The sequence below is a fragment of the Ewingella americana genome (genome assembly GCF_006438725.1).
Taxonomy (GTDB): Bacteria; Pseudomonadota; Gammaproteobacteria; order Enterobacterales; family Enterobacteriaceae; genus Ewingella; species Ewingella americana_A.
On record NZ_RCZD01000019.1, the window covers coordinates 1 to 14,979 of the forward strand.

Consider the following 14,979-nt stretch of genomic DNA (forward strand, 5'->3'; position numbering starts at 1 on the left):
TGAAGGCGAGGATTAGCCATTAATCGGTCGACGCGTTTTATTTTATGTTTCACTTTTGCGGAACCGGGCAAATAGCGCCCTATGCTGGTGAGGGTTAAAGATGCCCCGCGAACTAAAGTCATAGACATAGAAATCAAGGCGTCACGCCGATAAACATGAATATGGGAAAGGGATTTTTGGAGAAATTTCTGGCAAACTTGTGCGACAGGCATAGCCGGGGTCCTTTACTTTTTGTTGGCGCACGAAGTAGATCATATCCCGCTATGCCTGTCTGCATTTTGTGGGGAGCCATCAGCCCCCAATACCCCTACTGAATCTATTTTCTGATGATTTCCGCTTAACGGCCTTTGACACATTCTGTAATAGAGTTATTTGAATTATCTCTAAAGATAACCTTAATTATGCCGATAGGGGCTGAGTGTTTACCCAATAATCAATGCCGTAGCGTTTCCTGCCGCTTTATTGTTCGAGGGGAAAGGGGGCTGAAACGGTAAGGAAACCGAGCTGAATATGGAAATCATTAGACCCATTGCACTATTCTCCGGTGTGAAGCGCCCGCGGCCTTACCTGCGCCAGCGCACGCTGGTGCAGGGGATAACGGCACTGTCAATGATGTTATGCCTGCCTGCTCAGGCCGCGTTTCTCAGCCCCGCAGACCGTGACAGCATCGAGCAACAACAGCGTCAGTTGCTCCAGCAGAACCAACAGCAGCGTCAGGAACTGCAACGCAGTACGCCGATAACCCCCGCGCCACAAACCCCACCGCAGCCCGGCGGCCCTTGTTTTGATATTCACACCATTACCCTGCGCGGCGCAGACCATATGCCCGCCCGCCAGCAGCAGCAACTGACCCAGCCCTACCTGCAACAATGTCTCGGCATTGGCCAGATAAACGCGCTGGTGAAAGCGGTGTCAGACTGGTACATCGGCCAGGGTTATATCACCAGCCGTGCGTTTCTCACTGAACAGGATCTTTCTTCCGGCACCCTCAGTCTGACGGTGATGGAGGGCAAACTCGAAGCCATCAACATGGAGAACCAACGCGGCGCGATGCTGGCGATGGCGTTTCCTGGTCTGGTCGGCAACATTCTTAACCTGCGGGACATTGAGCAGGGGATGGAGCAGATCAACCGTCTGCGTAAAACACCGGTACAGATCGAAATACAGCCGGGACGCCTTCCGGGATACTCGATTGTGAACCTGACGTCCAAAGCAGAATTTCCGCTCCAGGCTGGATTAGGTTTTGATAACTCGGGGCAAAAAAGCACCGGCACCGGGCAGGTCAACGGCTCGCTGACCGGCAATAATCTGCTCGGACTGGCAGACCAGTGGTTTGTCAGTACGGCGCGCAGCAGCGACTGGGCCACTGACCATGACGCTAAAAGCGTACAGGCGGGCGTCAATCTGCCCTACGGTTACTGGTCATTCGATTACAACTACAGTTACAGCGATTACCTCAGCACCCTTGAGTCTCAGGGTTATCTGTGGCGCTCCGCAGGCGACAGCCAGGCACACCGCTTCACGTTGTCTCGCGTGCTATTTCGCAACGGCGACATGAAAACGGCCGCGACTTTCGGCATGACTCATCGCCTCAACCGCAACTACCTCAACGACACGCCCCTGCAAAGCAGTAGCCGCAGCCTCTCGAGCTGGACTGCCGGAGTCAATCACAGCCAGAAACTCTGGGGTGGCTACGCGACGCTCAACCCGGCCTTCAGCCGTGGCGTGCCGTGGTTTGGTGGCGAAAGCGATCAGGATAAAAACCCAGAGGCGCCTCGCGCCGAATTCTCCAAATGGACCCTCTCCAGCAGTTACTACCGCCCGGTGACGCAAAAAGTCACCTGGCTAACCAGCGCCTACGGCCAGTGGGGGGATGACCGTCTTTACGGCAGCGAACGCCTGACCGTCGGTGGCGAAAGCTCGGTGCGTGGCTTCAAAGAGCAGTACCTCTCCGGCGATAACGGTGGCTACTGGCGCAACGAACTGGACACCCAGTTGTTCGCATTGCCGGGCCTCGGACAAATCAGCAGCGTTGCCGCCTTAGACGGCGGTTACCTGCAACACAGCAATCACGACACGAACGCGTCCGGCACCCTGTGGGGCGCGGCGGTCGGCCTCGCCAGCAGCAACGCCTATTTTTCAAGTCAGTTTACTGTCGGCTGGCCGCTGAGCTACCCAGATTCACTGTCGCCAGACCGTGTCACGGTCTATTACCGCATCGGCTTGGTATTGTAATGATGAGAAGGAATTCGGGGATGAAATCGATTAAAGAGCAGCCTGTAGCATGGTGGCGTAAGGCGCTGGCTTACGGTCTGATGGGCTGGATGGTCTGGCAACCGATGGTGCCCGTGTTTGCTGCGGATATCACCGTAGCCGAAGGCAATACCCGCACCGATCAGGCAGGTAACGGCGTTCCGGTCGTGAACATCGCCACCCCGAATCAGGCCGGTATTTCTCACAATAAATATAATGATTTCAATGTCGGCCAGCAGGGTCTGATCCTCAACAATGCCACCGGTAAACTGACCCAAACCCAGCTGGGCGGGCTGATTCAAAATAATCCCAACCTTACGGCAGGCCGGGAAGCACAGGGCATCATTAACGAAGTGGTGTCATCGAACCCTTCGCGACTTAATGGCTACATGGAAGTGGCCGGTAAAGCCGCGAACGTGATGGTCGCCAACCCCTACGGCATCACCTGTAATGGCTGCGGTTTTCTCAACGCACCCAATGCCACGCTGACCACCGGCCGTCCGGTGCTGAACGCGGATGGCTCACTGCAATCGCTCGACGTCACGCAGGGAGCGATCACGGTTGAAGGCCAGGGGCTGGACGCCCGCCAGAGCGATTCTTTCTCACTGATTTCCCGCGCCGCGCAGATTAACGCCGGGCTGTACGCCAAAGACCTGAACGTGACCCTGGGGGCAAATCATGTGGATGCGCAGGGTAACGCCACGCCAATAGCGGGCGCAGGCGTGCCGTCGGTGGCGGTTGACACCGGCGCGCTCGGCGGCATGTACGCCAACCGTATTCATCTGGTCTCCAGCGACAAAGGCGTCGGCGTAAACCTCGGCAACCTGAACACGTCTGTGGGCGACATGCAGATTGACGCCAGCGGTAAACTGACGCTGAGCAATGCCACGGTCACCGGCAAACTGAGCGCCAATGCGCAGGATATTGCCCTCAATGGCACCCAGCAGTCGGGCGGCGATATGGCGCTGTTGACGGCAGGCGAACTCACCAATAACGGCACCCTGGCGGCGGGCGGTAGCGCGCAGCTTAATGCGCAAACGCTGACAAACAGCGGGATGATACAAGCGCAGGGCGCACAGACCGTCAGTGCGTCGGCCCTGAACAACAGCGGCAAAATGCAGTCTGGCGGTGCGCAAAATATCACCGCAAACTCCCTGAATAATCAGGGGCTGATCGGCTCGCAGCAGGGGCTGGGGCTTCAGGTGGCTGACCAGATGACCGTCGGTGAACATGGCTCGCTGTTTGCCGGTGACCGGTTGACTCTCGGCGGCGGTCAGATGACCGTTAACGGTACGCTGACCGGTAAAAATGGCCTGACGCTCAATGGCGACTCCCTGAACGCCGGGCAAAGCTCACTGATCACCAGCCTCGGTGATATTCAGCTGAACGCTGCGCAGCAGGCGCTCAACGGCCAGCTGTCGACCACCGGCAACGTGGGCCTGACCGCTAAGGATCTGTCCGTTGGGGCGCAGGGGTCCGTTCACAGCGATAAAGATTTATCCCTGACGGCAACCGGCAGCGCTGTGTTGGCCGGTGTGCTGGACGGCAATACGCTCGAAGCCAGCGGCGGCAAACTTCAGGTCACCGGCACCGGTTCACTGGCCTCTACCGGGGATATGCAGTTATCCGCCCGCCAGCAGCAGCTCGACGGCACCACCAGTGCGGGCAACAATCTTTCCCTCACCGCTGACCAGTTGAACGCGGCGCAGGGCGGTAAAACCTCCGCGCAGAATGACGTACTGGCCAATGTCACTGGCGGCGGGCAGTGGGCGGGCAGCCTGATCGCCGGGCGGGATCTGACGTTCTCTTCAGGCGATTTCAACAATGGCGGCACGCTGGCCGCCAATCGCAACGGGCAGCTTAACTTCAACACGCTGAGCAATAACGGCCTGCTTCAGGCTCTTGGCCGCCAGAGTCTTACCGGCGATACGTTCAACAATAACGGGACATCACAATCCGGCGGCGACCAGACACTGGCCCTCAACCAGTTCAATAATCAGGGGCTGACCGGGACTAACGGCAACTTAGCGCTGAATGTGCGCGACGGCGTGACGAACGGTAATGCGGCTACGTTGCTGGCCGACGGCAATGTGGTGCTCAACACCGCGCAGGCGGATTTAGGCGGTACGCTGACCGGCACGCAGGGCGCGAACCTGAATGCCACTGCGCTGACCACCCGCGTCGGGTCGGTACAAAGCAGTCAGGGTGATGTGGCCCTGAATGCCGACACCGCGAACCTGAACGGTTTCCTCTCCGCCGATGGCAGTCTGGCGCTGACCACCCAACAACTGACCACCGGTACTGATTCGCAGACGCAGGGCAAAAACGCGCTGGGGATCAGTGCGTCCAGACAGGCTGATTTAGACGGAAAACTGGTGACGCCGGGCACGTTAACCATGCAGGCTGGCACGCTTAATAACGCCGCTGCGCTGGGTGCCAATAATGTGGACATCACCGCCACCACCCTGACCAACAGGGGCGGAATCACCGCCGACAACGGCCTGCACGTTAAGGCCGATACCCTGCAACAGCAGGGCAGCCTCGCCGCACAAAACCTGATGAGTCTTGAAGGGAAAACGCTGGTCAATCAGGGCAGCATCACCGCAGGCGATCTGGGCATGACGACCAGCACCAGCCTGACCAACCAACAGCCGGGCGTGATATCGGTCGCCAACGGCGTAACGGTCACCACGCCGGCGTTTATCAATGATGGCACTCTGGCGGCAAAAACCGTGGGGATCACCGCCAGCGGCATCAGCAATAACGGGCTGTTGCAGGGCAATGGCGATAGCACACTCACCGCCAACTCGCTGATCAATGGTGCCGGGGGGCGTGTGCTTTCCGGTGGAACTCTCGATTTACATCTCGGCGCCAGCCAAAATCAGGGGCGCTTGCAGGGTGGCCAGTTGAGCCTGACCGGCAACAGTCTGAACAACAGCGGCACGTTGCTCGGCACTAACGGGCTGAATGCGCAGATCCTGGGTGACCTGAATAACGCAGGCAGCATGCTGACGTCGGGCAACGCGACGGTTAACGCCGACACGCTGGAAAATAGCGGTCAGTTGCTCAGCGACCAAGGCGCGACGCTGACAGCCAGCCATATCACCAATCAGGGGCAGATCCAGGGCGATACGCTGAACCTCAATGCTAACGGTGCTGACAACAGCGGCAACCTGATTGGCCTGAAAGGGCTGACAGCACAGCTTCAGCAGGATCTGAATAACGCCACCTCCGGCAAAATGCTGACGCAGGGCGCACTGACCGTCACCGCCGGTCACGTCACCAACAACGGCAGCTGGCAGGCCGACAGCGCAGATTTACACGCCAGCCAGTTGGATCTCAACGGTGCGATCCAGACGGCGTCGCGCGCCAACCTTATTTTGACCGGTGCGCTTAATACCCAGTCACAAGGTAAAGTCGTCTCTACCGGCCTGGCCGTTTTGCAGGCTGTCAGCCTGAGTAATCAGGGGAGCTGGTCGGCGAATAACCTCAGCCTGCAGGGCGGAACGCTGACTAACAGCGGTGCGGTCAGTGGTGTCAGTCAACTTGCCACCGCGCTCGGCGGTCAGCTACAGGTGCAGCAGGGTGGGTCATTACTCAGCGGCGGCACCAGCCAGCTGAATGCTGGCAACATTGCCAATAGCGGCAATATTCAGGCGAATACTCTGATCCTGCACACCAACAGTCTGTCGAATGCCGGGCAGTTGCAAGGCCAGCAAAGCCTGCAAGGCACCGTGCAAAATGACATCAATAATCTGCAAGGCGGGATGCTGCGCAGCCAGGGTTCGCTCGATCTCGGCGCACAGTCGCTGCTCAATCAGGGCCAGCTTCAGGGCGATGGTGTAAGTCATCTGACGCTCAGTAATAACCTGAATAATCAGGGGACCTTGCTGACCGGCGGCGGCCTGACAGTCTCTGCATCCACGCTGACGAACAGCGGTGTGTTGCAGGCGCAGGGGTTGACCCTCACCGGTAATGCTCTCAACAACAGCGGCACGCTGACCGGCCAGGGCAGTAGCACGCTCAACATCGACCAGATCAATAATCAGGGGCAACTCCAGGGTGACTGGTTGCAACTGAACGGCAGCGCACTGCACAACAGCGGCACAGTGTTTGGCAGCCAGGCGTTGGGGATCAACGTCCAGAACGCCGACAACCAGGCAGGCGGTAAACTTTACAGCGCCGGTAACCTGACGCTGGTAACACCTGCGCTGAATCAGTCCGGTAGCTTGCTGGCACTGGGCGATATGACGCTGCAACTGGGCTCAGGCTTTACCCAAACGGGCACGCTGGCTGCCGGGCAAAACCTCAACCTCAGCACGCAGGGTGATCTGAATGTACTGGGAACGTTACAGGGTAACGGTATTCAGCTCAGCTCGACCGGCAACTTTACCAATAGCGGGCAACTGCGCGGCGGCGGCGGTACGGTGGGCGTCGATGCCAGCAATATCACGCTCAATGGCAACGGCAGCGTGCAGTCCGGCGGGGATATCCGCCTGGCCAGCCGGGGTGCACTCAACAACAGCGGCTTTGTCGGCGGTGCCGGTAATGTATTGATGTCGGCTGCCGGCCAGTTGGCCAACAGCGCGCTGCTGTACGCGGGCAATAACATGCAGTTACTGGCGGACAGCATCCTGAATAACCGCGGAGACATTCTGGCGGGCAACAGCCTGTGGATGCAGCGGGACGCCGCCGGGAATGCCAACAGCCAGATCGTTAACACCTCCGGCAATATCGAAACCACCAACGGTGATATCACCCTCAATACCGGCCATCTGCTGAATCAGCGCGATGGGTTGAGTAGTTCGAGTTCGTATCAGGCGGCAGCGAATAGCCCGGCGACACTGGGGCAGACCTCTATGCAGGTTAAACTCGGCTTTTTAGACGATGACGAAATTGGTGTATATCAGGCAACGGGAACTCGTCATACAGGAGGGAGCAACGGTAAAGGGAACGGAGCAACTGAGACTTATACCTATGTTGGTTTAGCGCCTATTGCAGCAGCCTTAAAGAGAAAATTCCTTGTCGGTACAACGACAGTTACGGCACAGGCTAATGGCGGTGCAGGGCGTATTGCTGCGCAGCGCAACCTGTCTGTTTCGGGCGGAGCATTAGATAACATTGCCAGTAATATACTGGCCGGAAGCAACATCACGCTTTCAGGAAGCAGCCTCAATAACCAGTCTTATCAGAATAGTACTGATAGTGAATATATAACTTACCAATACAAAGGTATTTCAGGGGTACATCCAAAAGATGCCACGCTGATACCTGAGATACGAAAAGGTAACAAACGGGGAATCAATTATAAAACCGACCTGGGTACACAATTAACCTACAAACTGACCGGCGCACCAACCTTTGAGCATGTCGACACCGGCGAAGGCCTTCGCTCGGTCATTCAGGCGGGTGGCGCGGTCAACGCCAGCTTCAGCAATAACATCAGCAATACCAACACAACCGCCAATGCGGGCGGCTTATCTCATGGGCTGAATGCGCCAAACCTTAACGGCACGGCAGGTCTCCAGCCGGTTGGCGCAACGCAAAGCCAGCCACTGGCGGCAGGTAAAAATCTGGTGGTCGGCTCGGTACAGTGGAATGACTCGGTCAGCAATGCCCTGAAGCAGATCGGCAATCAGGGCGCGGCCCTGACGGATTACCCGCTACCGACCGGCAATAATGGCCTGTTTGCGCCAGGCACCAATCCGTCCAGCCCGTATCTGATCACCACCAACCCGCAACTGGGCAGCATGGGAAAAACCGATCCTTCGCTGTTTAATGCACTGAATGATTATCTCGCACACCCGACGTCCGGCGCGCTGAAACCCGCCGTGCAGATGGGCACTCCGTCAAACCCGCGCATTGAGACGGCATCGGTCTACACCGATGAGAGCAAGTTTATCGGTTCAGCCTACTTTATGAACCGCCTGAACCTGACGCCGGACTTCGACTATAAATTCCTCGGCGATGCCGCGTTCGATACCCGCTACGTCAGCAATGCGGTGCTGAGCAGAACCGGCCAGCGCTACGTGGGTGGCACCGGTTCTGACCTGGCGCAGATGCAGTATTTGATCGACAACGCCGCCGATCAGCAGGCCGGCCTTGGCCTGCAACTGGGTGTTAGCCTGTCGCCGGAACAAGTGGCGGCGCTGACCAAAAGTATCGTCTGGTGGGAAAAAACCACCGTCAACGGCCAGACCGTTCTGGCCCCTAAACTGTATCTTTCCGCCAACGATACCCACGCGGTCACCGGCAGCGTGATTTCCGGGAACACGGTTAATCTCGACGCCGGACATATCGTTAACACAGGCAGTACCCTGCAAGCTGAAACTCAGTTGGCGGCCAAAAGTGGCAGCTCGCTGGATAACCTCAATGCGGGCCTGATGACCTCCAACGGCAGCCTGCAACTGAGTGCGCTCGGGGATATCAATAACATTGGCTCCTCGATAGCCGGGCAAACCGTGGCGCTGGCTTCCGTCAGCGGCGACATCAACAACGTCACGCAGGCCCAGCAGTGGAACGCCGCGCCGGGTACCAGTAAAAACAAAACCCCGCCGTTGACCTTCAGTGACACCCTGACCGGTGACGTCGCGAGCATTTCGGCCAGCAAAGGTCTGTCGCTCACTGCGGGCAACAACATCAACAACACTGGTGCCAAACTCACCGCAGGCAGTGATCTACAACTGGTGGCACTGAACGACATCAACATCAAAGCCAACGCGTTAAGCAGCGATAAAACAGCGTACTCCGGCTGGAATGGCAAAAATACCACCCGCACCACCGCCACCGACAGTCAGGCGAGTACGGTCAGCGCCGGGGGCGCATTGCAGGCCAGCGCCGGGCATGATCTGACCGTCGCGGGCAGCGCCGTCACCGCCAAAGGTGACACCACACTGGCTGCGGTCAACGACATCAACCTCAATACGATGGACAAGAGCAGCCATCAGACCAGCGGTAAAAACCAGACCGACAATAACAATGCCACCCGTAGCGCGGTGAGCAGCGGCGGCGACCTGACGCTCAGCGCCGGGCGTGACCTTAACTCGCAGGCCGCACAGCTGGCCGCCGACCTCAACGCCTCGCTCAGCGCGGGTCGCGACGTTAACCTCAATGCGCAGCAGACCAGCACCTACAGCGAGGCGCGCGGCAACAAAAGCGTCAGCATCCGCGAGAACATCAGCCAGCAAGGGACGGCGATCGCCAGCGGCGGCAGTACGGCTATCGTCGCCGGTCGCGACATCACCACCCAGGCGGCGCAAGTTTCTGCCAAAGGGGACCTGGCCCTGAACGCCGGGCGCGACGTCAATATCACCACTGCGCAGGAGAGCGAATACAGCTACGACGAGCAGACAAAAACCAAAAAACACCTGTTCTCCAGGACCACCACGCACACCGTCAAAGAGGATTACGCCACCACCGAGAAAGCCTCACAGCTGAGCGGTGACAAGGTCTCCGTGGTCGCCGGGCAGGATCTGACGGTGAAAGGCTCGTCGGTGGTCGGGGATGGGGATGTGACGCTGAAGGCGGGGAAAGATCTTAATATCGCGGCGGCGACGGAGGAGCAGTCCAGCTACCGGTTGAATGAGACCAAGACCAGCGGGATGTTCAGCGGCGGCGGTCTGGGCGTCACGATTGGCAGTAAATCGTCCCGTCAGCAGATCAATCAGGACGGCACCACCCAGAGCCTGAGTGGTAGCACCGTGGGCAGCACCGGCGGGAATGTGAATCTGATTGCCGGTGAAAAAGCGCACATCGGCGGTTCTGATGTGATCGCCAGTCAGAACCTTAACGTGGTCGGCGGCTCGGTGACGATTGATCCGGGTAACGACATGCTCACCCGTAAGCAAATTTACGAGCAGAAACAGAGCGGCCTGACGCTGTCCCTTTCCAGCCCGGTGACAGACTTGCTGTTATCGCTTAATGGCGTTGCCAAGCAGGCTTCACAAACCGGCGATGACCGTATGAAAGCGTTATATGGCGCACAAGCGGCCAACTTAGGGTGGGCAGCTTACATGCAGGGGGTTGGCACTCAGGCGAGCCAGCTTCTGAATGGAAAAATAGATAAAGACTTCATTAAGGTGCAGGCCAATATTGGCTCAAGCAAGAGTAAATCCACCTCTGAACTGGAGCAGAACCAGGTTACCGGCAGCTCATTAAGCGCCGGGCACAATGTGGCCATTGTCTCTACCGGTAATAACGGACAAAGCGGGGATATCAACATCAGCGGCAGCGGTGTGACAGGTAATGACGTCACTCTCGCCGCCCAGAACGATTTACGCCTTCAGGCGGCCAGCAATAACAGCAAGCAGACCAGTAGCGACAGCTCAAGTGGCTGGAGCGGCGGCGTGCATATGTCTTTGGGGCAAAATACGGGCATTGGTGTGCAGGCCAGCGGCTATCTTTCCAAAGCTTCCTCAGACGGCGAAACCACCGAGTACGTCAATACTCGTGTGAATGCCAAAGACGGTCTGAGCCTAAGCAGTGGGCGCGATACCATTTTGTCTGGTGCACAGGCACTGGGGGACAAAATCACCGCCAACGTGGGGCGTGATTTAACCATGACCAGCCTGCAAGACACTGACAATTACCAGAGTAAACAACAGAGTATCAGCGGCGGGGCCAGTTTCACCTTCGGCAGCATGACCGGTTCTGCTTCTCTGAGCATGAGTCAGGCCAAAACTAACAGTGAGTACGCCAGCGTAGGCGATCAAAGCGGATTGTTTGCCGGTAATAAAGGCTACGACATTTATGTCGGCGACCATACGCAGCTTAATGGCGCCGTGATTGCCTCCACCGCAGATGCCGCCAATAATGCGCTCTCTACCGGTTCACTGGGTTGGGATGACATCCAGAACAAGGCAAACTACAGCGCCAGCAGCGTAGGCATCAGTGCCGGTTTCTCCAATGACAACCCGAAAGGGCAGAATATGGGCGGCGCGCTGCCCGTGATGACCAACGCCAACGGCAGCGCATCGGGCACCACCCGCTCGGCGGTGGCTGATGGCAGCATTGTGGTGCGTGACCAGGGGAACCAGAAGCAGGACCTTAACGATCTCAGCCGTGATACCGAAAATGCCAACGGCCGTATCGACAAGATTTTCAACAAGGAGAAAATTGAGCAGAACCAGGCACTGGCGCAGGCTATCAGTGAGGTTGGCGTACAGACCATGCAAAACATTGGTCAGCAGATGCAGGTCAACGCGCAGCAGGATGCGTTAAATCGTCTGTCAAAAACCGACGCTTACCGACATGCCTCGTCAGAGGCCCAGCAGGCAATGGTTGATCAAGACCCTCAATATCTCGCGGCCCAAAAAGAGTACGGCATTGGTAGCACGTTCTGGACTGCGGGCACGGCGATTTCAGCGGCGCTGGCCGGGTTAGCCGGGGGCGATATGAACCAGGCGCTGGCAGGCGGGTTGGCACCGTATCTGTCTCTGGCGGTGAAAAAAGCCACCACGGATAAAGACAATAATGTGAATGGTCCGGCCAACATCGCGGGTCACGCGCTGGCCGGAGCGGTCATTGCCTACTTGCAAGGGGGTTCCGTGGCGGGCGGCGCAGCGGGTGCAGCCGGAGGCGAACTGGCCGCCAAAGCCATCATGGAGGTATACTACCCTGGCCGCACTGTTGAAAGTCTGAGCAATGCAGAAAAGAGTAATATCAGCGCAATCAGTACCCTGGCCGCAGGCCTTGCGGGGGGTGTGGCAGGGAATTCCACCAACGCCGCAGGCACCGGAGCGGTAAGTGGTAAGGTGGCGGTGGAGAATAATGCCCTCGGTGATGGCTGGAACAGTTTATTGCCATCAGGAACAGTGGATTACGGCCAGGCAGCGACTACCTGGAATCAGTATGCGCAGGACAATAATTTGACACCGGAGCAGACTCAGACCGGACTGAATAAACTGGCTACGGGGGATTTACCGGAAGGCGCAAATATTGCGAAAGCCTTTGTGGATGGTTATGTGAATGGTGTCTTTATGGCTGGCGCGTTTTATCTTGGGCCAATAGTAGCTATTGGAAAAGGTATTACCGGTGCGGTTATTGGTGGTGGGGTTAACTCGGCGTTCCAGTATATAAATATGACACCTGACGGTGAGTTTAGTTATTACAGTGCGGCGGTCGCAGCGGGTGCAGGCTATCTGGCACCAGGCTACAAGATTGGAGGTAATACCCTGATTAATATGAGCGGTGCATTTATGACGGATGGGCCAGATTTGTCGGCACAAGGCGGCGCTATAGCGGGTTCGCTGGCCGGGGGATACTTTGGGAAGTATGCGCCAGTTTTAGTGGGTAAATTTGGAACCGAATTACCAAGCTTTGCTTATGATATCAGTGGTTCATATATTTCTGAATATGGAAGTGATGCTACTAAAACGTTAATAAAAAAGATTGAGGATAAATGATGGCCATAATAAAAAAAGTCAATTATTTAATGTTGCTTATATATTCAACGGCATTTTTCTCGGTACTTGGCATTGGATATAGAACTATCGTTGCTCTTATATCTCTATGGGCCATTGGTGAATTTGCTTATGATTGGCATCAAGTCGTTATTGGATTGAAGATGGCTGTTGTAGCTAGTTTTGCAGTCACTTTAGCCGCATTCATCTTCAACAAAATAGACGAATACAATGCTCGTAAAAAGCCACCATCAGACCCTGATAAATGATCTGTTGGAAACTGAAAATCCCGGCCCAGTCGCCGGGATTTTACCTTTTAGCCTCAGACGTTCAGCTCAGTCCTGATCACCAGACAGCCGTTCTCAGCCGTAATATTCACCGGCTGGCCGGTGGTAAATCCGAACTCCTCCAGCCACTTACCTTTAATCGTCAGCTGTGGACTTGGGTTGGCCTATCGCCATTGGGGCGATAACTGACGGTGTAAAGGCGGGTTCTGACGTGAAATTACGATCCTTTATGATCAATACCGACTCGGGTATATACCCCAATCGCTAAACCTAACATCATTCTGGAATCTCCCTCGCAACCTCAATCAGTTACTTGGTCAGCCAGAACGGTTTGCAGTATAATCGGCATCGCTGCGGCAAAATCCGCAGCCGGGTTTCGCAGCCTGTGAATTTCCTCTACTAGCGACATGGAATGTGCTTCGTGCAGATTCAGTGTTGCGGCCTAAGTGCATCTATTGAAAAGTGATTTTCAATTTCTATGGTGGCTCAGGCGGTGCCGACTTCGGTCGGGCCGGTATTCCAGTAGAGGCCGGTACTGCGAACTCCGTCTGAGCTACCACCATCGAGTTTCGCAGCTTAGGTGGTAGCGTTATCTACTCTATTGGATACGCTAATCTATGAAAACGTCACACAATCCCACCTTCCTGCCGTTCCTCACTCAGTTTTGCGAGGTGCGCGATGAAAACTAAATCTGACTGGCATCAGGCCGATATTATTGCTGCGCTGCACAAAAAGAACACCACGCTGGCGGCACTCTCTCGTCAATCCGGTTTAAGTTCGTCAACCCTGGCGAATGCGCTCTCCAGACCCTGGCCGAAAGGCGAAATGCTGATCGCCATGGCGTTGAACGTCAAACCGCAGGAGATCTGGCCAAGCCGTTATGTTGACCAATCGGGCAGGCTGATCACACGCAATGTCCGAATAGCCAACAAAGGCTAAAAGCAGCGGTAACCCATGGCGGGTGCTGGAATTTCGCTTGCCGTGGGTACGGATTTATATCTGCATTACGGCTTAACATTTTCCTTTTCAGGCCGATAAACATCACCGTACTTCTTCAAACACGCTGCGCCTGACTCGTGGGGTATGGTCAGCCAAAAGTTTCAGTAACCGCTTTGATAAAACTGCGTATTTTGACCGTTTGCCGTAAACCCGCCGCCGTGAGAACGTGCATTTTCCGCGAAGGACATTGGTAATCGGGCAGCACTTGCACCAGCCGCCCGGCGCGGATTTCATCCTTCAATACCTCCTCAGGCCCCTGCGTCACGCCGTATCCTCTGACCGCTGCGTGCAAAAGCGCTCGCCAGTCATTGGCTCGAAAACGCCCCTCGGGACGTACTTCCTGCGTTTTTCCCTCTTTAGAAAATAGCCAGCGGCAGGGCGATTTTGGCGACCAAATCCCGTAAATCAGACAGGAGTGAAGCGACAGGTCGGCAGGTGTTACGGGTATGCCATTTTGTTCAAGATAACCCGGCGAGGCGCAGACGATCAGCCGGTAAGGGCGCAGCGGGTAGGCAATCATCGTGCTGTCGTTCAGTTCGCCAATACGCAGGATAACTTCATAGCCTTCCTCGATCGGATCGACGAAACGGTCGGTCAGCGTCAGCTCAACTTGAGTGTCGGGATACTTATCCAAATATTGCGTGATAAAAGGTGCCAGCATCGAGGCGCCAAACGTCACCGGGGCATTGACGCGGATTGTGCCGGAAGGCGTGGCTTTCATTTCGAGCGCGATGGCATCTGCGGCTTCTGCCTCTGCCAGCACAATTTTACAGCGTTCATAGTAGCTGCGGCCTATGTCGGTCAAGTGCTGGCGGCGGGTCGTCCGGTTCAGCAGCGCCGTGCCCAACCGTGATTCCAGCCGGGCAATGTGCTTTGCCACCATCTGCGGGGAAATGCGTAATGCCTCTGCCGCTGCGGCGAAGGAGCCGAGTTCGGCGGCCCTGACGAAAACATTCATGCTGGTGAGTCGGTCCACGATTCACTCCTGTTTGTTGTTTGTCTATGCTTATGGCGCGTGTTTATCAATGCTGAGTGTCGAA

General features: G+C 56.4%; 6 protein-coding genes and 1 pseudogene. 4 read left to right on the plus strand and 3 right to left on the minus strand.

Annotated elements, in window-relative coordinates; genetic code table 11:
- Positions 1 to 212, minus strand: a pseudogene (locus EAH77_RS25405) (IS4 family transposase); the annotation flags it as partial.
- Between the two features lie 397 nt (positions 213 to 609).
- Here EAH77_RS25405 and EAH77_RS23310 point away from each other — a divergent pair.
- Genes EAH77_RS23310 through EAH77_RS23320 form a run of 3 tightly spaced genes read left to right on the plus strand, consistent with a single transcriptional unit; the run spans position 610 to position 12,922 of the window.
- Positions 610 to 2,235, plus strand: coding sequence for a ShlB/FhaC/HecB family hemolysin secretion/activation protein (locus EAH77_RS23310; RefSeq protein ID WP_140475699.1), 1,626 nt, complete (start codon positions 610 to 612; stop codon positions 2,233 to 2,235).
- 20 nt (positions 2,236 to 2,255) lie between these two features.
- Positions 2,256 to 12,656, plus strand: a complete 10,401-nt coding sequence (locus EAH77_RS23315) for a hemagglutinin repeat-containing protein (protein WP_140475580.1) — start codon at positions 2,256 to 2,258, stop codon at positions 12,654 to 12,656.
- On the plus strand, positions 12,656 to 12,922 hold the full coding sequence (locus EAH77_RS23320) for a hypothetical protein (RefSeq protein ID WP_161985848.1): 267 nt from the start codon (positions 12,656 to 12,658) through the stop codon (positions 12,920 to 12,922). Before EAH77_RS23315 ends, EAH77_RS23320 begins: the two co-directional genes overlap by 1 nt.
- A 53-nt stretch (positions 12,923 to 12,975) precedes the next feature.
- Here the strand turns inward: EAH77_RS23320 and EAH77_RS23325 are convergent, their stop codons facing one another.
- Positions 12,976 to 13,086, minus strand: coding sequence for a SymE family type I addiction module toxin (locus EAH77_RS23325; protein ID WP_140475701.1), 111 nt, complete (start codon positions 13,084 to 13,086; stop codon positions 12,976 to 12,978).
- A gap of 532 nt (positions 13,087 to 13,618) precedes the next feature.
- Between EAH77_RS23325 and EAH77_RS23330 the strand changes: the two genes are divergently transcribed.
- The gene (locus EAH77_RS23330; protein ID WP_140475584.1) at positions 13,619 to 13,879 is read left to right on the plus strand and encodes a helix-turn-helix domain-containing protein; all 261 of its coding nucleotides are present in this window, start codon (positions 13,619 to 13,621) and stop codon (positions 13,877 to 13,879) included.
- Positions 13,880 to 14,027: 148 nt separating this feature from the next.
- On the opposite strand, the gene EAH77_RS23335 is transcribed toward EAH77_RS23330, so the two are convergent.
- Positions 14,028 to 14,915: a LysR family transcriptional regulator gene (locus EAH77_RS23335; protein ID WP_140475586.1), complete on the minus strand. Its 888-nt coding sequence runs from the start codon at positions 14,913 to 14,915 to the stop codon at positions 14,028 to 14,030.
- Positions 14,916 to 14,979 lie beyond the last annotated feature (64 nt).